18 protein-coding genes are annotated in these 19,601 nt (G+C 69.9%); 11 read left to right on the top strand and 7 right to left on the bottom strand.

All coding sequences use genetic code 11. The features are described from left to right. Positions 1–75: 75 nt before the first annotated feature. The 5 genes from JNL41_RS17290 (at position 76) to JNL41_RS17270 (ending at position 5,204) form a co-directional block, all read left to right on the top strand. Entirely contained in the window at positions 76–1,080 is a 1,005-nt protein-coding gene (locus JNL41_RS17290) for a nitronate monooxygenase family protein (RefSeq protein WP_293477114.1), read from the top strand. 244 nt (positions 1,081–1,324) lie between these two features. Then, positions 1,325–2,332, top strand: a complete 1,008-nt coding sequence (locus tag JNL41_RS17285) for a sulfate ABC transporter substrate-binding protein (RefSeq protein WP_293477113.1) — start codon at positions 1,325–1,327, stop codon at positions 2,330–2,332. Positions 2,333–2,397: 65 nt separating this feature from the next. Beyond that, positions 2,398–3,219: a sulfate ABC transporter permease subunit CysT gene (cysT, locus tag JNL41_RS17280; RefSeq protein WP_365698466.1), complete on the top strand. Its 822-nt coding sequence runs from the start codon at positions 2,398–2,400 to the stop codon at positions 3,217–3,219. A gap of 79 nt (positions 3,220–3,298) precedes the next feature. Then, the gene (gene cysW / locus JNL41_RS17275; protein WP_293477111.1) at positions 3,299–4,159 is read left to right on the top strand and encodes a sulfate ABC transporter permease subunit CysW; all 861 of its coding nucleotides are present in this window, start codon (positions 3,299–3,301) and stop codon (positions 4,157–4,159) included. 7 nt (positions 4,160–4,166) lie between these two features. Continuing rightward, positions 4,167–5,204, top strand: coding sequence for a sulfate/molybdate ABC transporter ATP-binding protein (locus JNL41_RS17270; protein ID WP_293477140.1), 1,038 nt, complete (start codon positions 4,167–4,169; stop codon positions 5,202–5,204). Position 5,205: 1 nt separating this feature from the next. Here JNL41_RS17270 and JNL41_RS17265 read toward each other — a convergent pair whose 3' ends face one another. From JNL41_RS17265 to JNL41_RS17250, 4 genes are all read right to left on the bottom strand, one after another. Beyond that, the gene (locus JNL41_RS17265; RefSeq protein ID WP_293477110.1) at positions 5,206–7,815 is read right to left on the bottom strand and encodes a M1 family metallopeptidase; all 2,610 of its coding nucleotides are present in this window, start codon (positions 7,813–7,815) and stop codon (positions 5,206–5,208) included. A gap of 60 nt (positions 7,816–7,875) precedes the next feature. Next, entirely contained in the window at positions 7,876–9,354 is a 1,479-nt protein-coding gene (locus JNL41_RS17260) for an MFS transporter (protein WP_293477108.1), read from the bottom strand. Continuing rightward, the gene (locus JNL41_RS17255; RefSeq protein WP_293477106.1) at positions 9,351–9,794 is read right to left on the bottom strand and encodes a MarR family transcriptional regulator; all 444 of its coding nucleotides are present in this window, start codon (positions 9,792–9,794) and stop codon (positions 9,351–9,353) included. Before JNL41_RS17255 ends, JNL41_RS17260 begins: the two co-directional genes overlap by 4 nt. A 216-nt stretch (positions 9,795–10,010) precedes the next feature. Beyond that, the gene (locus JNL41_RS17250) at positions 10,011–10,775 is read right to left on the bottom strand and encodes a PhoH family protein (protein ID WP_293477104.1); all 765 of its coding nucleotides are present in this window, start codon (positions 10,773–10,775) and stop codon (positions 10,011–10,013) included. Positions 10,776–11,103: 328 nt separating this feature from the next. Here JNL41_RS17250 and JNL41_RS17245 point away from each other — a divergent pair, with 328 nt between their 5' ends. Then, complete coding sequence (locus tag JNL41_RS17245) at positions 11,104–11,634, top strand: gamma carbonic anhydrase family protein (RefSeq protein WP_293477102.1); 531 nt, start codon at positions 11,104–11,106, stop codon at positions 11,632–11,634. Positions 11,635–11,647: 13 nt separating this feature from the next. Here the strand turns inward: JNL41_RS17245 and JNL41_RS17240 are convergent, their stop codons facing one another. After that, a complete protein-coding gene (locus JNL41_RS17240) occupies positions 11,648–11,950 on the bottom strand; it encodes a type II toxin-antitoxin system RelE/ParE family toxin (protein WP_293477138.1) in 303 nt (100 codons plus the stop codon). Then, positions 11,947–12,195 (bottom strand): ribbon-helix-helix protein, CopG family, encoded by a 249-nt coding sequence (locus JNL41_RS17235; protein ID WP_293477101.1) that lies wholly within the window; start codon positions 12,193–12,195, stop codon positions 11,947–11,949. The genes JNL41_RS17240 and JNL41_RS17235 overlap by 4 nt, the downstream gene beginning before the upstream one ends. Positions 12,196–12,320: 125 nt before the next feature. Between JNL41_RS17235 and JNL41_RS17230 the strand changes: the two genes are divergently transcribed. The 4 genes from JNL41_RS17230 to JNL41_RS17215 all read left to right on the top strand — a co-directional run bounded on the left by JNL41_RS17230 (position 12,321) and on the right by JNL41_RS17215 (position 16,469). Then, positions 12,321–13,103, top strand: a complete 783-nt coding sequence (locus JNL41_RS17230) for an enoyl-CoA hydratase-related protein (protein WP_293477099.1) — start codon at positions 12,321–12,323, stop codon at positions 13,101–13,103. Between the two features lie 20 nt (positions 13,104–13,123). Then, on the top strand, positions 13,124–13,579 hold the full coding sequence (locus tag JNL41_RS17225; RefSeq protein WP_293477097.1) for a DUF805 domain-containing protein: 456 nt from the start codon (positions 13,124–13,126) through the stop codon (positions 13,577–13,579). Positions 13,580–13,643: 64 nt separating this feature from the next. Next, on the top strand, positions 13,644–14,717 hold the full coding sequence (locus JNL41_RS17220; protein WP_293477095.1) for a DUF3667 domain-containing protein: 1,074 nt from the start codon (positions 13,644–13,646) through the stop codon (positions 14,715–14,717). Between the two features lie 96 nt (positions 14,718–14,813). Beyond that, the gene (locus JNL41_RS17215; protein ID WP_293477094.1) at positions 14,814–16,469 is read left to right on the top strand and encodes a choline dehydrogenase; all 1,656 of its coding nucleotides are present in this window, start codon (positions 14,814–14,816) and stop codon (positions 16,467–16,469) included. A 13-nt stretch (positions 16,470–16,482) separates the two neighbouring features. Here JNL41_RS17215 and JNL41_RS17210 read toward each other — a convergent pair whose 3' ends face one another. Beyond that, positions 16,483–19,344 carry an insulinase family protein gene (locus JNL41_RS17210; RefSeq protein ID WP_293477093.1) on the bottom strand — a complete coding sequence of 954 codons (2,862 nt, stop codon included), beginning with the start codon at positions 19,342–19,344 and terminating at the stop codon, positions 16,483–16,485. On the opposite strand from JNL41_RS17210, the gene JNL41_RS17205 reads away from it, so the two are divergent. Beyond that, positions 19,324–19,601 (top strand): hypothetical protein (locus JNL41_RS17205; protein ID WP_293477091.1); only part of this gene is annotated, 278 nt, incomplete at its 3' end. The two genes, JNL41_RS17210 and JNL41_RS17205, sit on opposite strands and share 21 nt — an antisense overlap.

Genomic DNA, 19,601 nt, shown 5'->3' with positions numbered 1-19,601 from the left:
GGCGACAAGGCCGCTTGCCGCATGCTATTCTACGATATACATCGTAAATTAATAAGCAGCTCTTGAGGATCCGCCATGGCCCTGCCGCCCGTTCTCCGCGACCGCCTGCGCCTGCCCGTCATCGGCAGCCCGCTGTTCATCATCTCGGTCCCGGAACTGGTGATCGCCCAGTGCAAGGCCGGCATCGTGGGCTCATTCCCGGCGCTGAACGCGCGGCCGGCCTCGCTGCTGCACGAATGGCTGCACCAGATCACCGAAGAGCTGGCCATCTGGGATCGCGACCATCCGGACACGCCCTCGGCGCCGTTCGCGGTGAACCACATCGTCCACAAGACCAACGACCGCCTCGAGCACGACGTGGAGGCCTCGTCCAAGTGGAAGGCGCCGATCGTCATCACCTCGCTGGGCGCCCGCGAGGACGTGAACAAGGCCGTGCATGACTCCGGCGGCATCGTCCTGCACGACGTCATCACCGACAGGTTCGCCCGCAAGGCGGTGGAGAAGGGGGCCGACGGCCTGATCCCCGTCGCGGCCGGCGCCGGCGGCCACGCCGGCACGCTCTCGCCCTTCGCCCTGATCCACTCCATCCGCGAGTGGTTCGACGGCCCGGTGGCGCTGTCGGGCGCGATCGCCAACGGCCACTCGATCCTGGGCGCCCAGGCGATGGGCGCGGACCTGGCCTACGCCGGCTCGGTCTTCATCGCGACCCAGGAGGCCGCCGCGGCGCAGGGCTACAAGGACATGATCGTGGCCTCGACCGGCGAGGACATCGTCTACACGAACCTCTTCACCGGCGTACACGGCAACTATCTTGCCCCGTCGGTCATCGCCGCCGGTCTGGATCCCAACGACCTGCCGAAGTCGGATCCGTCGGCCATGAACTTCGGGTCGGGCGGCAACCAGAAGTCCAAGGCCTGGCGCGACATCTGGGGCTGCGGCCAGGGGATCGGCGCCGTGAAGCACGTGCCGACCGTCGCCGAACTCGTGGCGCGGCTGTCCGACGAGTATGAGACGGCCAAGGCCGAACTCGCGCTCAAGACCTCCTTCACCGCAGGCCGGGCGCTCCTGGCGGCGGAGTAGCCTTCGGGCGCGGCTTCCGCGCGCGGTTTCCCTCCCGGAGACGAGGCGGCGCGGGCGCGCGTCGCTATGCCTGTAATCCTACTTGTTGCATAGGAATTATTGGGTTAGAAAAACTCGCCCGCACGTCCACACATTCCTAGTTAGATAGTGGGAATGATGGCGCTAGCTTGAAGCGGCTGGGGACGAGGGGACCCGCGCCGCGACGGTGTTCGTTCTGACCACGGCCCTAGGCCCGGGAGTTCACATGAGCCTGACCCGCCGCTTCGTGCTCGCCGCTGGCGCCGCTGCGCTGCCGCTCGCCGCCTGTTCCGACAACAAGGGCGCGGGGGGCGCCGGGAAGCTGACCCTGCTGAACGTCAGCTACGACCCGACCCGCGAACTCTACGAGGATATCAACAAGGCGTTCCTCGCCGGCTGGAAGGGCGCGCCGCTCGACATCAAGCAGAGCCACGGCGGCTCGGGCAAGCAGGCCCGCGCGGTGATCGACGGCCTGCAGGCCGACGTCGTCACCCTGGCGCTCGCCGCCGACATCGACGAGCTGGCGACGCGCGCCCGACTGCTGCCGGCGAACTGGCAGTCGCGCCTGCCGGACAATTCGACGCCCTACACCTCGACGATCATCTTCCTGGTGCGCAAGGGCAACCCGAAGGGCATCCGCGACTGGGCGGACCTCATCAAGCCGGGCATCGGCGTCGTCACGCCGAACCCGAAGACCTCGGGCGGCGCGCGCTGGGCGTATCTGGCGGCCTACGGCCACGGCCTGAAGCAGGGCGGCGAGGCGGGCGGCCGCGACTACATCGCCAAGCTGTTCAAGAACGTGCCCGTGCTCGACACCGGCGCGCGCGGCGCCACCACCACCTTCGCCAAGAACGGAATCGGCGACGTGCTGCTGAGCTGGGAGAACGAGGCCTACCTCACCCTCGACGAGTTCGGCCCGAACTTCGACATCGTCTATCCGTCGTCGTCCGTCCTCGCCGAGCCCCCCGTGGCCCTGGTGGACGCCAACGTCGACCGCCACAAGACGCGCGCCGCCGCTGAGGCCTACCTCAACTTCCTCTACACGCCGCAGGCCCAGGAGATCATCGCCCGGCACCACTTCCGTCCGCGCGACGCGGCGGTGGCGGCGAAGTACGCGGCCGACTTCAGGGCCCTGCCGCTCTCGACCATCGCCGACTTCGGCGGCTGGGCCGCGGCGCAGAAGGCCCACTTCGCCGACGGCGGCCTGTTCGACCAGATCTACAAGCCCGCGTGACCGACCGCTTCTCCGTCCCGCCGGTTCCCCGGCCCGTCACCGACGCCTGGCCGCGGCGCCCGCGGCTGGTCGAGCATTCGATCCTGCCGGGGCTGAAGCTCTCGCTGGGCATCACGCTCGTCTACCTGACGCTGATCGTCCTGCTCCCGCTCGCGGCGCTGGCGGTCCGGCCGTGGGAGATCGGGCTGGACGGCGTGGTCAGGACGCTGAGCGATCCGCGTGTGGCCTCGGCGCTGCGGGTCAGTTTCGGCATCTCGCTGCTGGCGGCGCTGACCAATGCCCCGCTGGGCCTGCTGATCGCCTGGACGCTCACCCGCTACGAGTTCCCCGGCCGGCGCATCCTCGACGCCCTGGTCGACCTGCCGTTCGCCCTGCCGACCGCCGTGGCCGGCATCGCGCTGACGGCGATCTATTCGCCCACCGGCCCCGTCGGCGCCTTCGCCGCGCAGTTCGGGATCAAGACGGCCTACTCGCCGATCGGCATCTTCATCGCGCTCGTGTTCATCGGCCTGCCCTTCGTAGTCCGTTCCGTGCAGCCGGTGATGCAGGACCTCGACAAGGACGTGGAGGAGGCGGCCCAGACCTTGGGCGCCACCGACATCCAGCGCGTGACCCGCGTGGTGCTGCCCGCGCTGGCGCCCGCGCTGCTCTCGGGCGTGAGCCTGGCGTTTGCCCGGGCGGTCGGCGAGTACGGCTCGGTGATCTTCATCGCCGGCAACATGCCGCTGAAGACCGAGATCGCCCCGCTGCTGATCGTCATCAAGCTGGAGCAGTACGACTACGCCGGCGCCGCCGCGATCGGCCTGGCGATGCTGGCCATCTCCTTCGGCGCGCTGGTCGCGATGAACGCGGTGCAGATCTACCTCTCGCGCCGGGGTCGCGCATGACCCTGCTTCGCCGAGGCTACGCAGGGCTCGGCGCCTGCGCAGGGTCGATCCTGCGCAGCTCCGGCAGGAGCGAAGCAGGATGACCGCCGCCACCTCGTCCGAACCGATGGTGCGCGTCCGGCTGCCGGGGGTGGCCCTCGTCATGGTCGCCGTCTCCGTCCTGGTGATGGCGGGCCTGATCCTGCTGCCGCTCTACGTGGTGTTCCACGAGGCGCTGCTGAAGGGCCTGCCGCAGTACCTCGAGGCGCTGAAGGAGCCGGATGCGATCTCGGCTATCAGGCTCACGCTGCTGGTCGCGGCGATCGCGGTGCCGCTGAACGCCGTCTTCGGCGTCGCGGCGGCCTGGGCGATCAGCAAGTTCGAGTTCCGCGGCAAGAGCGTGCTGCTGACGCTGATCGACCTGCCGTTCTCGATCTCGCCGGTGGTCTCGGGCCTGGTCTGGGTGCTGCTGTTCGGCGCGCAGGGCCTGTTCGGCCAGTGGCTGCTGGACCACGATCTCAAGGTCATCTTCGCCGTCCCCGGCCTGGTGCTGGCGACGATCCTCGTCACCTTCCCCTTCGTCGCCCGCGAACTCATCCCGCTGATGCAGCAGCAGGGCGCCGACGAGGAGGCCGCGGCCCTCACGCTGGGCGCCAGCGGCTTCACCACCTTCCGGCGGGTGACCTTGCCCAACATCCGGTGGGCGCTGCTCTACGGCGTCCTGCTCTGCAATGCGCGCGCGATGGGCGAGTTCGGCGCGGTGTCGGTGGTCTCGGGCCACATCCGCGGCCTGACCAACACCCTGCCGCTCCACGTCGAGGTGCTTTACAATGACTATGACTCCGTTGGAGCCTTCGCCGCCGCGTCGCTCCTCGCCGGTCTCGGGATCGTCACCCTTGTCCTCAAGACCGTCCTCGAGTGGCGCCATTCCGGGGAGCTCTCCGCTGGCCGAAAGCACTGACGAGCACCTGGCGCTGGAGATCCGCGGGATCTCCAAGGCCTACGGGCGTTTCCCGGCGCTGAAGAACGTGTCGCTGCAGGCGCGGGACAAGGAGTTCCTGGCGCTGCTCGGGCCGTCCGGCTCGGGCAAGACCACGCTGCTGCGCGTGCTCGCCGGTCTCGAAGAGCCCGACTCCGGCGAAGTGCGCTTCGACGGCGAGGATTTCCTGGCGCTGCCGGTGCGCAAGCGCAAGGTCGGCATGGTGTTCCAGCACTATGCGCTCTTCCGGCACATGACGGTGGCGCAGAACATCGCCTTCGGCCTGACGGTGCGCCCCGCCAGGGAACGGCCCGGCAAGGCCGAGATCAAGCGGAGGGTCACCGAACTCCTCGATCTGGTGCAGTTGCAGGGACTGGAGAAGCGCTTCCCCAGCCAGCTCTCCGGCGGCCAGCGCCAGCGCGTGGCGCTGGCCAGGGCCCTCGCCATCGAGCCCAGGATGCTGTTGCTGGACGAGCCGTTCGGCGCGCTGGACGCACAGGTCCGCCGCGAGCTGCGGCGCTGGCTGCGCGAACTGCACGACCGGGCCGGCGTCACCACGGTGTTCGTCACCCACGACCAGGAAGAGGCCCTCGACCTCGCCGACCGCGTGGCGATCCTGAAGGACGGCGAACTCGTCCAGCTCGGCGCGCCGAACGCGGTCTACGAGCATCCGGCCACGCCATTCGTCTTCGACTTCCTGGGCCAGGCCTGCCAGCTTCCGGGAATCGTGCAGGGCCGGACCCTCACGGTCGCCGACTGGGGGACGGCTGCGCCGGAGGGCGCGCCGCAGGGCGCCGTGCAGGTGTTCTTCCGCCCCGACGAGATCGCCTTCGCGCCCGCCGACGGCGCGGGGCTCGCCGCCGAGGTGCTGGCCGTGGCCCAGCGCGGCCCCGACGTCCGCATCGACTGCCGCATCGAAGGCGTGCTCATGGAGCTGATCGGCCATGGTCCCACCCTGCCGGCCGGCGTCGCGCCGGGCCTGTCGGTGCGGGTGAAGCCGCTTCGCCCCCAGGTCTACGCGACCTAGTCTAGCGGCCGCCGGCCGCCAGCCAGCGGTCCGCCTCGGGAAGCCGTTTGGCGATGACGTCCAGGCGGTAGCGGATCGAGCCTGCGGCCTTCTCCACCTCGCCCCGCGCCGAGGCCGGCACGGTGGCCTTCAGCTTCGCGAGCTTCTGCAGCATGGCCGGGTCGCGCGAGCCCGCGGCCAGCCCGGCATAGTACGAGGTGCGGCTGGCGGGCTCCAGGAACTCGTCGACCTGGGCCCTGTGCGCGATCGCGAAGTCGTACGCCCTGTCGGGATGGCCGCCGGCCACCGCGGCGATGATCGTCGGGGCGTCGGTCGGGCTGATCTCGCCGGAGAGCGCCAGCGCAAGGGCCTTGTCGATCAGCTTCGGATCGTCGCTGAGCGCCAGGTAGCTCAGCAGCCGCGAACGATCGGTGATGTCCTTCGAGGCCAGCGCCTGCCGCTTCAGCGCCTCCCAGGTCGCCTCGTCGGCGTTGGCCGCGGCGATGGCGAGCACGGTGCGGCGGCCCGCGCCCTCCAGGCTGGCGGGGTCGGCCAGCCAGCGCTGAAAGCGGGTCCTCGCTTCGGCGATCACGGCGGGATCGCGCATGTCGCCCAGGACGCCGAGCAGAGTGCGGCGCGCGATGGCGGCGTTGTCGGGCTCGCCGGCCTTGGGGTCCCAGCCGAAGCGCGCCGCCGCGGGCGCGAGGCGGGCGCGGGCGAAGGCGCGGTAGGCGTCCTGCGTCGGGCGGCCCTCATAGAGGTCGTCCAGCGCCGCGAGCTGCATCGCCAGCGTGTCGAGCACCACCGGGTCGGCGCCCGCCGGCGCATTTCTGGCCAGCGCCAGGAAGTCGCTCATCGGCGCGTATCCGGCCTCGCCCAGGGCGCGGCTGTCGTAGAGCAGGCCGAGTTGGTCGGCGGGCGCCAGCGTCGCGAACCGCGGCGCCAGTTTCGCCCACAGCTCCGGCGCGTAGAGCGTGCGGAAGTAGCCCGTCTGGCCCGCATTCACGACGACCGCGCCGGTCAGCGGCGCCACCTGCGGCTTCGCGGCGCTGACGACGCCCTGCCAGGTTTCGCCCGCGAGGCCGGCGGCTCTCACCGGCGTGCGCCAGGTCTGCGGCGTCCTCTGGGTCGGGTCGGCGGCGACGCGATCCTGGGTGAGCGTGGTTCCGCCCGCGCCGGCCTTCGCGCGGATCAGCGGCACGCCCGGCCGGGTCAGGAAGTCGCGCGCCACCTGGCTCACGTTCTTGCCGGGCGCGACCTTGTCGAGCGCGGCCCAGAGGTCGTTCGAGACCGTGTTCCCGTAGGCGTGCTGCCTGATGTAGGCGCGCACGCCGTCGCGGAAGGCGTCCTCGCCGATGTAGGTCTCCAGCATCCGCACCATCGCCTGGCCCTTCTGGTAGGTGATGTCGTCGAAGGCGCCGGCCGCGGCGAAGACGTCGGGGATGTCGGTGATCACCGGGTGCGTTCCCGCGCGGCTGTCGAGCCGCATCGCGCGCTGCTGGCCGCCCTGCGTGGACAGCCAGATGTTCCACTCGGGATGGAAGTGGTCGGTGGCCTTGTTCTCCATCCAGGAGGCGAAGCTCTCGTTGAGCCACAGGTCGTCCCACCACGACATGGTGACGAGATCGCCGAACCACTGGTGGGCCACCTCGTGGGCGATCGTCACGAAAACCTGCTGCCTGTCGCTCTCCGTCGACAGCCTGGGATCGATGAGGATCGCGTAGTCGAAGTAGAAGATGGCGCCCCAGTTCTCCATCGCGGAGAAGAACTGGCTGCGGCCGGGGCCGGCGATCAGGTCCAGCTTCGGGAGCGGGTAGGGCGTTCCGAACCAGTCGTTGTAGTAGCCGAGCAGCTTCACGGTCGCATCGAGCGCGAACTGCGCCTTCGCCGTGTCGCCCTTGCGGACCACGACGCCGACGTCGACCGGGCCGGCCATCGTCGAAACGCGCTCGAAGTCGCCCAGCGCCAGGAACAGCAGGTACGAACTCATCTTCGGGCTGTCGGCGAAGCGGACGGTCCGACGACCCGTGGCGTTCGTCGTGTCCTCGGCGACCGGCATGTTCGAGACGGCCATCTGGCCGGCGGGCGTCTCGACGCTGAGCGAGAAGACCGAACGCACGCCCGGCTCGTCCCACATCGGCGCGAAGCGGCGCGCGTCGGAGTTCTCGAACTGGGTGTAGAGGCCGCGGCGCTTCGATCCGTCAGGCGCGGTGTAGTCGAGATAGAAGAGGCCGGCGGGCTGCTGGAAGATCCTGCCCGTGTAGTCGATGTCGAGCGTGTAGCGCCCGGGCGTCAGGGTCTTGGGGAAGACGAAGGCGGCGGTCTGCTCCTGCTCGTTCCAGACCACCCTCGGCGCGGCTTCGGCGCCGGAGAGGCGGGCCTTGCCGAGGGTCAGGTCCGCGGCGTTCAGCACGATGCGGTCGGTAGGGCGCACCACCGTCAGCGCGATCTTCACATGGCCGTCGAACGTCAGCCTGGCGGCGTCGGGGACGACGTGGATCTCGTAGCGGTCAGGCCGGACGTCGGTGGGCAGCACCACCCGCTTCGCGGCGGTCGGCGGGGCGGCGTGAGCGGCCCAGACGGGCGAGCTCGCCGCGAGGAACGCGGCGGCGAAAGCGGCAAGAAATTTCATCGTTCGACGGGCTTCTGGGGAAAAAGAAGCGCGCAACATAGAAGGGCAGCAAGGCCAATCCTAGGCGGGCTTGCGACCGTTCATCTCGTCCCCGGCGTCCGCCGGCAGACGGAAGAACCACCACATCGAGATCATGGTCACCGGGCCGACGATGAGGAACGCCGGCGCGACGACCTCGGGCGTGAGTTTCGTCGCCCCGTGCAGCATCATCAGCAGATGCAGCAGGCTGGCCGAGAGACCGATGCCGATGGACTGCACCAGTTGCTGCACCATCGAGGAGGTGGTGGCGGCCCGGCTCATCTGGTCCTGGTCGATGTCGGCGTAGGCCATGCCGTTCAGCGCCGTGAACTGCAGCGAGCGGAAGAAGCCGCCCACGCCGAGAACCGCCATGATCGCCCAGTGCGGCCAGGAAGGGCGGAAGAACGAGTAGGCGATGAAGCTCACGCCCACGATCACGGCGTTGACCAGCAGCGTGGTGCGGAAGCCGAAGGCGCGCAGGATCGGCGGCGCGGCCGTCTTCATGACCAGCGCGCCGACCGCCGAGATGAAGGTCATCAGGCCCGCCGCGAACGCCGAGAGCCCGAACGCCACCTGCAGCAGCATGGCGAGCAGGAAGGGGTTCGCGCCCATGGCGATGCGCATCCACGCCCCGCCGATCACCGAGGCCGAGAAGGTGCGGTGCTTGAAAATGGTGAGGTTCACGACCGCGTGGGGCGTGTGGTTCGCGTGCCAGCCGTAGACGCCCAGCATGGCGAGGCCGGCGCCGAAGAGGCCGGCGACCCCGAGCGGGGACAGCGTATCGCGCCCGAGGCTCTCGAACCCGACGATGAGGGCGGCCAGTCCCAGGCCGGTCAGGATCATGCCCAGGATGTCGACCTTCGGCGCGTCCTGCTCGCGCACTTCGGGCACGTGCAGGTAGACGAGGATCAGGCCCATCACGGCGATGGGCAGGTTCATGAAGAAGATCCAGCGCCAGTCGGCGAACGTCACGATCGCCCCACCGATCACCGGACCGACCACCGGCCCGAGCAGGGCCGGCATGGTCACCACAGAAAGGGCCCCGACGAGTTCGCTCTTCGGCGTGGTGCGCAACAGGACCAGGCGGCCGACCGGCATCAGCGTTGCGCCGGCCGCGCCCTGGATGAAGCGCGCCGCGATCAACTGCCAGAGCGAGCCGGCCAGGCCGCAGGCGGCCGAGCCGATGGCGTAGAGCACGATCGAGCACATGAAGACCCGCCGCGCGCCGAAGCGGTCGGCGAGCCAGCCCGACAGCGGCAGGAAGATCGCCGCCGAGAGCATGTAGGTGGTGATCGCCACGCTGAGCCGCACCGGCTCGACATGGAAGGTGTGCGCCATAGCGGGGAGCGCGTTGGTGATGACCGTCGCGTTCAGCGTCTGCATCAGCAGCGCCGAGCCGATGATCGCCGGCACCAGCCAGCCGCGCTTGAACTCGGCCTGCTTCAGCGCCTCGGTCGCGCCGCCCGGCGCGGCGGCCTCCGGCGGCGCGGTGTCGAGGGTCTCGTCGCTCGGCGGGGTCATCCGGCGTCCACCAGCCTGAGCAGGGCGGGAGCGGCCGCGGCGAGCGCGGTGCGGTCGGCGGCGGCCAGGCCTTCCAGGTGCTGCAACAGCCAGTCGTTGCGGCCGCGCCGTAGCGCGTCGAGCTTCCGCGCCCCGGCTACTGTGATGCTGAGGCCCGAGCGGCGGCCGTCCTCCGCGTGATCGCTCCGGGCGATCAGGCCCTCGGCCTCCAGGCGCTTGATGTGCGCGCTCATCGTCGGCTTCGACGTGCCTTCCGCCTCGGCGAGCGCGCTGACCCCCACGCCGGGGTTCTTGCGGATGTGCGCCAGCAGCGTGGCGTCCTGGATCGACAGCCCGACCTTCTGCGCCTCCTGCCGAAGCCGGCGCGACACCTTCAGGATCGCCGGCCGCAGGGCCTCGGCGAGCGCGGCGATGTCGGTGTCGGAGGGGGCCTGGGACATGGGCTCGGCACATAGTTAGGTAGATGAACTACCTATGCCCATGAGGCCGGGTCTTCAAGCCTTCTCTCCCTGCGGGGAAGGTGGCCTGCGCAGCAGGTCGGATGAGGGGTCACGCAAGCCCTGGAAGTAGAGAGGGGCCGCAACCGTCTCCGGTGCGACCCCTTATCCGTCAGCCTGCGGCTGACACCTTCTCCCGCAGGGGAGAGGGCGCGTCGGTCAGAGCACGCCCAGCATCTCGGCCACCAGCGGGTGGCGGACGATGTCGCGGTCGGCCAGGCGGACGACGGCGATGTTGCTCACCTCTTCCAGCCTGTTCGCCACCGGCCCCAGCCCCGAAAACTCGGGCAGCAGGTCCGACTGGTCGGGGTCGCCCGTCACCACCATCGTCGAGTGCCAGCCCAGGCGGGTCAGCAGCATCTTGATCTGGGTGTAGGTGCAGTTCTGGGCCTCGTCGATCACCACGAAGGCGTTGTTCAGCGTGCGGCCGCGCATGAAGCCCACCGGCGCGATCTCGATGGCGCCCTCGGCCATCAGGGCGCGGACCCGCTTCATGGAGAGGCGGTCGGACAGCGCGTCGTAGAGCGGGCGCAGGTAGGGCGCGAGCTTGTCCTCGGCGTCGCCGGGCAGGAAGCCGATGGACTCGCCGGCTTCGACCGCGGGGCGGGACAGCACGATCCGGCCCACGCGGCCGCTCTCCAGGGCCTCCACGGCCTTGGCGATGGCGAGGTAGGTCTTGCCGGTGCCGGCCGGCCCCAGGGCCAGGACGAGATTCTTGGCGTCGATGGCGTCCAGGAGCTGCTGCTGGCCCCCGGACTTGGCCTTGATGGTCTTGAGGTAGCCCTGCTCACGGTCGTCGTTGTGGTGCTGCAGGGGCGACCAGCCCCGATCCACCGGCAACCGGCGAATCTTGTCGTCCCCTTGGAACTGACCGGCGTCGAACGCGCCTTCGCGCACTTGTCGCTTCAGAGCCCGCTTGCTCATAAGGCCTCCTCAGGGGGCAAGAAAAAAGGGCGTCCCGCGTGGGAGCGCCCTTCGAATGGTGGGAGAGAACGGTTGTGGCGGAGTCCGCTTGCCGAGCGCCCGGAAGAAAAGCCGGGGGGCCCGGTTTCGTCTGCGGTTCCGGGCGAAACGACCCGGTGGAACAACAAACTCGGCGCCATCCGCCCCGTCCAGCGCGAGACGCGGAGGCGAAACCTCCGCGGCGGCTTTCGGGAAGGCTTTCGCCCTCTCGAATCGCCCGACTAGAATGAGGGTAGCGTCCTTTACGAGTCGTTAAAGGGGGCTTGGCGGAAAGAAGAGGGATCGGGAATTGGCTGTCTACAACTTAGGCAATGTGACACCTGAGCTACCGAACGATGACGAATACTGGATTGCTCCCACGGCCGCGGTTATGGGGCGCGTGATTCTGAAGAAGAACGCGTCGGTCTGGTGGGGTGCGACACTTCGTGGCGACAATGACCCGATCATCGTGGGCGAGGGCTCGAACATCCAGGACGGCAGCGTCTGCCACACCGACACCGGCTCGCCGCTGACCATCGGCGCCAACGTCACCATCGGCCACATGGTGATGCTTCACGGCTGCGAGATCGGCGACGGCTCGCTGATCGGCATCGGCTCGATCGTGCTGAACGGGGCCAAGATCGGGAAGAACTGCCTGATCGGCGCCAACTGCCTGATCACCGAGGGCAAGGAGATCCCGGACAACTCGCTCGTCATGGGCGCGCCCGGCAAGGTCGTCCGAGAACTCTCGCCCGAACAGGCGGCCCGCGTGGCCCTGGGCTCGGCCCACTACGTCGAGAACTGGAAGCGCTACCGGCGCGAGCTGGTCGCGGTCGGCTGATCGGCGGCGGGGTTCAGGGGCGGCGCTCGCGAAGCGCCCGCGCCAGATCGCGCGATGTGTGGAATGCCGCCAGGATGGTGACGGCCTGGCGATCCGCCTCGTAGACGATGAGGTAGGGCAGGCGGGCCACGGCGAGTTCGCGCATGCCCGGCAGCCGACCCGGCCGCCCGAGTTCCGGAAACTGCGCGAGCCTCTGGGCGGCTTCGACGATGGCGCGGTAGACGCCCTCGGCCGCTGAACGATTGTCCAAGGCGATGTAGTCGATGATGCTTTCGAGGTCGCGCGCCGCGGGCTCGGCGAAGACGACTCTCTTCAGCGAGTCCAGCCGTGCCTGGAGGCAATGGCGTCGAAGACCTCGTCTGCGGGGGTCACGCGCCCGTCTCGCGCGGCGGCGACGCCTTCGCGGATGCGCTCGACCTGCCAGGCGTTGGCTTCGAGGTACTGCTCGATGGCCTGGTTGACGATGTAGTTCCGCGAGCGGTCCGTGGCGGCCGCGAGCGCGTCGATCTCCTGGACTCTGGACGTGCGGATGGTGATCGGTTCGCTGGGCCGCGCGGTCATGAAGCCTCGCTTGTAGTCAGGTGTAATCATCATCGCATGGAGCGGCGCGCCCCGAAAGGGACCGGTCAGGGTTGACGGACGTAGCGTCCGCCCCGGACGGTGACGTTCAAACGGGAGAGGACGCCATGGCCTACGAATTCATCAAGGTCGACCGGGCTGGGCCGGTCACGACGATCACGCTGAACCGCCCCGAAGTGATGAACGCCATGCACTCGCCGGCGCACTTCGAGATGGACGACGCGCTGAACGCGTTCGCCGCCGATCCCGAGCAGTGGGTGGGCATCGTCACCGGGGCCGGCGACCGCGCCTTTTCCGCCGGCAACGACCTCAAGTACCAGGCCGGCGGCGGCCAGATGAAGTCGCCCCCGTCGGGCTTCGCCGGCATCACCTCGCGCTTCGACCTGACCAAGCCGCTGATCGCCGCCGTGAACGGCGTGGCCATGGGCGGCGGGTTCGAGATCGCGCTCGCCTGCGACATCATCGTGGCGTCCGAGGCGGCGGTGTTCTCGCTGCCCGAACCGCGCGTGGGCCTGGCCGCCCTGGCCGGCGGGCTGCACCGCCTGCCGCGCGCCATCGGGACCAAGCGCGCCATGGGCATGATCCTGACCGCGCGCCGCGTCTCGGCCGCCGAGGGCAAGGAACTGGGCTTCGTCCACGAGGTGACCGCGCCGCAGGACCTGATCCGCCGCGCCCACGAGATCGCCGCGGGCATCTGCGAGCTGGGCCCGATGTCGATCCGCGCCTCGAAGCAGGCGGTGCTGACCGGCCTCGACGAGCCCAGCCTGGAAGCCGCGCTCAAGGGTCAGAACAAGTACCCGGCCGTCGCCGCCCTCTACGCCTCCGAGGACTTCAAGGAAGGCCCGCTCGCTTTCGCCCAGAAGCGCGCCCCGAACTGGAAGGGCCGCTGAGCGAAATCACCCCCGGACTGTTGCGGCGCGTCTTGAGGCTGCGCCGGTTCACCGGACGCGCGCGACGGCGGGAGTACTGGAGCGTGGCGATCCCGGTGAACTTGGCGTTGGCCTTTCCGTTCTGGGTGTACGCTCGATTTCCGCAGTTGCCGGGCGCGCTTTCGACGTCGATCCTGGTCGTGTGGGTGGTGGCGTTCGTGCTGAACTACGCCTTGGCGGCGCGCCGCCTGCACGACCTTGGGCGGTCGGCTTGGTGGCTGCTCGTGCTCTACGTCCTGCCGCTCGCCGTGCCGCTCATCATCTACAACCTGCTGTCGCCGAGTTGGCGCGACACGCTGTTCGGCTGGGTTTCGGTCGCGACGTTCGTCATCGTGCTGGGGGGCCTCGTGGTCCTGGGCTTCGTGGCCGGAAACGCAGGGCCGAACCGCTACGGCGCCGATCCGAAGGGCCGCATGGCGCTGGACGTGTTCGACTAAGCCAAGGCGCTTGTCCGCGCCCGCCGATGCCGTCTAATTCCGCGGCTTTTGGTGGGGGCTTCGAATGGTGGACCTCGAGGCGGTCGGCGGGACGGCGACGGGCGGGCTGATCGCCTCCACGTTCGAGACGCCGACCGGCAAGGCCGGCGAGCCCCACGGCGCCTGCGCCGACTGCGGCACGGAGACGATCGGCCGCTTCTGCCACAACTGCGGCAACGCCAGCCACGTCCACCGCACGCTGCTGCACCTGGGCGAAGAGCTGCTGCACGGGGTGATGCACTTCGACAGCCGCACATGGCGCACCCTGCCGATGCTCGTTTTCCGGCCGGGCCGCCTGACCCGCGAATGGTGCCTGGGCAAGCGCACGCGCTACGTCTCGCCGCTGGCGATCTTCCTGTTCACGGTCTTCGTCATGTTCATGGCGTTGAGCTACGCGCCGGCCCCGAAGGAGAACTCCGAGGTCGCCTCGCAGGCTGTGGCGACCGCAGACCTGGCGCGCCGCAACACCGACGTGGCCAACGCCCGCGCCGCGCTGCGCGAAGCCTCGCCCGCCGCCCGCGCCGCCGCCGAGGCCGCGCTCAAGGTCGCCGAGGCGAACCAGGACCGCGCCAAGAGCCGGGTCGGCAAGGGCGCCGGCGTCCCGCTGGACGAGATCGCCAAGGATCTCGAGGCGGAGGGCAGGAGCCAGCTCGGCATCTCCACGGGCTCGAAGAAGCTGGATGCCAAGATCCAGCACAAGCTCGAGAACCCGGAACTGGCCATCTACAAGCTGCAGCAGACCTTCTACAAATTCTCGTTCCTGCTCGTGCCCATCTCGATCCCGTTCGTGGCGCTGCTGTTCCTGTGGAAGCGGGGCTTCACCCTCTACGACCACGGGGTCTTCGTGCTCTATTCGCTGACGTTCGTGTCCTTGCTGGTGATGGCGGTGGCGGCCCTCGCGCGCGTGGGCGAGCCGTGGGGCGGGCTCGCGTTCGCGGCGGCCGTCTTCATCCTGCCCATGCACATGTTCTACCAGTTGCAGGGCGCCTATGGCCTGCGGTGGTTCTCCACCGCCTGGCGCAGCGCCTTCCTGCTGGTCTTCGCCTCGATCGCCGCGGCGTTCTTTGTGCTGGCCATCCTCTGGCTGGGTCTCGTCTAGGGCGGCCGCGCAAAGTTGACGCTGCGTTCAATCTTGCGGAAGCCCGCGGGCTGGGCGAGGGTCGCGCCCCAACCGAACGCTGTTTAGGTCCCCCCAATGACCCGCTTCGACTACATCGTCATCGGCGCCGGCTCGGCCGGCTGCGTGCTCGCGAACCGCCTCTCGGAGGACGGCGCGAAGACGGTCCTGCTGGTCGAGGCGGGCGGCAAGGACAAGTCGCTGATGGTCACCATGCCGGCCGGCGTGGGCGGCCTGATCAGCAAGCAGGGCGCGTTCAACTGGGGCTTCTGGACCGAGGCCGAGCCGAACCTCGACGAGCGCAAGCTCTGGTGGCCGCGGGGCAAGGGCTGGGGCGGCTCGTCTTCGATCAACGGCATGATCTACATCCGCGGCCACGCCCGCGACTACGACCAGTGGCGCCAGATGGGCCTCTCCGGCTGGGGGTATGCGGACGTGCTGCCCTACTTCAAGCGCGCCGAGAGCCTGGAGGGCGGGGGCGACGCCTGGCACGGCGGCGAGGGGCCGCTGCACGTCTCCAAGGCGAAGTCGCCGAATCCGATCTACCGCGCCGCCATCGAGGCGGGCGTCGAGGCCGGCCATGCGCGCACCAGCGACTTCAACGGATTCCAGCAGGAGGGCTGGGGCCCCTACCAGCTCACCATCCACAAGGGCGAGCGCTGGAGCGCCGCGCGCGCCTACCTCTACCCTGCGCTGGACCGTCCGAACCTCACCTGCCTGACCGGCCTGCGCACCACGCGCATCGTGGTGGAGAACGGCCGCGCCACCGGCATCGAGACGCTCGACGACAAGGGCCAGAAGCAGACCTTCCACGCCGACGCCGAGGTGATCCTGTCGGCCGGCGCCGTGCAGTCGCCGCACATCCTGCAGCTCTCGGGCATCGGGCCCGGGGAGGACCTGCGCCGGCATGGGATCGAGGTGGTCCACGACCTGCCCGGTGTGGGCAAGAACCTGCAGGATCACCTCGACGTCTGCATGTCGTGGGAGTGCCCCGAGCCGATCACGATCCATTCGCTGCGCAAGGGCTTCAAGACGCTGGCGATCGGGCTGGAGTACCTGTTCCAGCGCAAGGGCCTCGGGGCGCAGAACATGCTGGAATCGGGCGCCTTTCTGCGCTCGCGGCCCGACCTCGACCGGCCCGACCTGCAGGTCCACACCGTGCTCGCGATCATGCAGGACCACGGCAAGGTCCAGGTGAAGAAGGACGGCTTCACCTTCCACATCTGCCAGTTGCGACCGGAGAGCCGCGGCCGCGTCGGCCTGCGGAGCGCCGACCCGACCGCCGATCCCGCCATCTTCGCCAACTATCTGGCCACCGAGGAGGACCGACGCGCGCTGCGCGAGGGTGTGAAGATGATGCGCGAGGTGGCCAGGCAGGCCGCGCTAAGGCCCTACATCAAGGAAGAGTTCTCGCCGGGCGCCGCGGTGCAGTCCGACGCCGACATCGACGCCTGGATCCGCCGCTCGTCCGAGACGATCTACCATCCCGTCGGCACCTGCCGCATGGGCGTGGCGGGCGACCCGATGGCGGTGGTCGACGCAGAGTGCCGCGTCCAGGGCCTCCAGGGCCTGCGCGTGGTCGACGCCTCGGTCATGCCGACGCTGGTGGGCGGCAACACCAACGCCCCCACGATCATGATCGCCGAGAAGGTCTCGGACGCCATCCGCGGCCGCGCCTTCCTCCCGGCCGACGACGCCCCGGTCTACGAGCCCGGCAAGAAGGCCGCGGCCTGATTTCCCTTCCCGTTCAGGGCAGGGACGCGGGCACGACCTCCAGCTTGAAGGCCGCGCCGGGCTTCAGCACCGCCTGCGCCGCGCGCTTCACGTCGGCGGCGGTGACGCGCTCGGTGCCCGGCAGGATCTGGCGCGTCACGTCCAGGCGGCGCGGGTCGGCCTGCGCGCCCGAGAGTTCGCCCAGCCAGTAGCCATTGGTCAGCATCGTGCGTTGGATGCCCTCGATCCGCGGCTTCTTGGCCCGCGCGAGTTCGTCGGCGCCGACCTCCGTCTCGCTGAGGTCCCTGGCGATCTTCGCCACGTCGCTGAAGAAGCCCGGCAGCTTGTCCGGCGGCGCCTCGACGTTGGCGGCGATGTAGCCCCAGCCGGTCCAGACCAGGCTGTGCTGCGAGCTGGCGTCGGGCGAATAGGTCACGCCCTGCGCTTCCCGCAGTTCGTCGGTGAGCCGCAGCTTCATGATCTCGCGAAGCACCGCGATGTCGCGCGCCCGCTGCGGGTTGGCCCAGTAGTCGGTGGTGCCCCAGGCGATGTAGCCGATCGCCTGGTCGGCGCGGCCCTTGTGCTTCAGCTTCAGCGGCGTGGCGTTGCCTTTCGGGAAGGCGACGGCGCGGGCGGCGGCCGGGACCGGCGTCGGATCGGGCCGCGGGGGCAGGGCGCCGAAGGTCGGGGCCATCGCCGCGATCGCCGCGCCCACCGTCACGTCGCCCACGATCACCACTTCGACAGGCCCCCGGGAGAGGTCCGGCATGACGGCGGCCTCCACGTCCGCGAGCCTGGCGTTCGCCATCTCGTCGCGGCTGGGGAAGGTCCAGCGCCGGTCGCCGGAGTGGGTGAGGCCCGAGAGGTCGCGCTGCAGCACGCCGCCCACGGTCGACTCGAACTGGTCGTGGATGGTCCGGGACGCCGCCTTGATCCTTGCGAACGCCGCGTCGCGCCACGCTGGCTCGGTCAGGTAGGCCGCCAGCACCTGCAACTGCGTGGGCAGGTCGCCGGTGCGCGTGCCGCCAGTCAGGGTGTAGGCGTCGTCGGTGATGCCGAAGCGACCGCCGTAGACCTTGGAGGCGAGCACCCGCTCCATGTCTTCGACGCCGATCTTCTTCAGGCCGCCTTCGATCATGGCGCTCGAGGCCCAGAACGGGCTCTGCCTGTCCCGGGGCAACGACAGCATCCCGCTTCCGGCGTTGACGCGCACCAGCACCTCGTCGTCGCGGAAGGCCGTGGGCTTCACGGTCAGGCGGACGCCGTTCTCGAAGCGGACGAAGGTGACGCCGAGGTCCTTCACCTCGCGCCGCTCGGCCACCTTGCCCGGCGCCCCGAACGTCTCGTAGGGCCAGGCGACCTGCGAGGTCGCGGCGGGCGGCGCCACGGCCACGGCCTGCGAGGCCTTCAGCGCCGCCAGCAGCGTGGCCTCGCCGCCCTCGATCGGCGTGGGCGAGCTCATGAAGAGCAGCGGGCCCTCGCCCCGGAACACGGTCTTCAGCGCCCCGTTGACGGTCTCGGCCTGCAGCCCCTTCACGCCGGCCTCGAACGCGGCGAGGTCGTCCGCCGGAGACGTCACCACGGTGTGGTCGGCGAGCGAGCCGACGATCTCGTTGGCCAGGTCCGCCGGGCGGCGGGTGTTCGCGCCGGCGACGGCGGCCTTGAGGCCGGCGCGGATCTCCTCGATCTCGCGGTCGAGCTCGTCCTGGCGCACGCCGTACTGCACCAGCCGGCGCTGCTCCTGCTCGGCGGCGGTCAGCGCCTCGCGCCAGCGGCCGGTCTCGGCGCTGACCACCAGGGTGGCGACCTCCGCGGCGTCGTCCTGCTCGCCCTTGTAGACCTGGGCGCCCAGGAAGGCGGGGTCGGCCCCCCGCGCGATCGCCGAGAAGCGGCGGTTCAGGACCGAGAGCGCCAGGCCCTCGATCAGGTCGCGCTGGCGCTTGCCCAGAGTGTCCGCCGACAGATCGGGCGGCGACAGCCAGGCGACCTGCAGCGACTGGGTCACGCCGGGGTCCACGACCAGCCTGGCCTCGGCGCTGCGCCTGGCGACCGGCCCCTGGTCGGGGTCGGGCAGGGCGGCGGCCTGGGCCGTCCAGCCGCCGAACGCCGACCTGATCCTGGCTTCCATGACGTCGAGGTCGAAGTCGCCCACGGCGACGAACACGGCGCGGTCCGGCCGATACCAGTGCCTGTAGTAGTCGGCGATCCGGCCGACCGGCGCGGTCTTCAGCACCTCCACCGTGCCGATCGGCCAGCGCGTCGGCAGGCGCTGCCCCTGCAGCAGGAAGGTCGTCCGCGCCTTGGCGACGCGGTAGCCCGGGGTGTCGCGGGCGCGCTCCTCCGACAGCACCACCCCGCGCTCGCGGTCCATGGCCGCCTGGTCGAGGGTCAGGTCGAAAGCCGCCTCGGAGAGCAGCATCAGCGAGGTGTCGACGGTCTCGGCGTCGGTCTTCGGCAGGTCCAGCTTGTAGATCGTCTCGGAAAAGCCGGTCGAGGCGTTGGTGTCGGCGCCGAACGCCAGGCCCAGGCGCTCGAGGATGCGGATCATCTCGCCTTCCTTGACCTTCTTCGAGCCGTTGAAGGCCATGTGCTCGAGGAAGTGGGCGAGGCCCGCCTGATCGTCGGCTTCCATCATCGAGCCTGTGCCGAACCAGAGGCGGAAGGCCGCCTGGCCGGGCGGGATGGTCTGCTTGCGCAGCGCATAGCGCATGCCGTTGGGCAGGGCGCCGAACCGGATCGCGGGATCGGGCTTCAGGTCGGATCGGGACTGCGGCCATTCGCCGGGCGCCAGCCTGGCCGGCGTCGGCGCCGGCGCAGCCTGACTCCAGGCCGCGGGGGCGAAGGCGAGGGAGAACGCCGCGAGGAGGGCCGCGCCTTGCCCGAGGGTACGGATCATCAAGTCTGCCTGGAAACCGCGAAACAGCCGCGCACCATCGCCAAGCCTGATGGCGGCGGCAAGGCTGCTTCACGGCGACTTCAGGCGGCGCGCTTGGGCCCCGGCGCGATCCGGCCTACATGGGGAGCGATGCACGTCGTCCACTTCGAAGCGCCGGCGCCCGGCGGCCGCAAACCGCAGCCTTCGCCGCGGCCGGGGGAGCCCGGCTACCGGCCGCCGTCCGAGCCGATCGTCAACGCGCCCTGGCCCGTCGTCGT

Origin of the sequence: Phenylobacterium sp., assembly GCF_016793285.1 — a bacterium.
In the GTDB taxonomy this organism is placed as follows: Bacteria; Pseudomonadota; Alphaproteobacteria; order Caulobacterales; family Caulobacteraceae; genus Phenylobacterium.
This window is presented reverse-complemented; position numbering and strand designations above follow the sequence as displayed.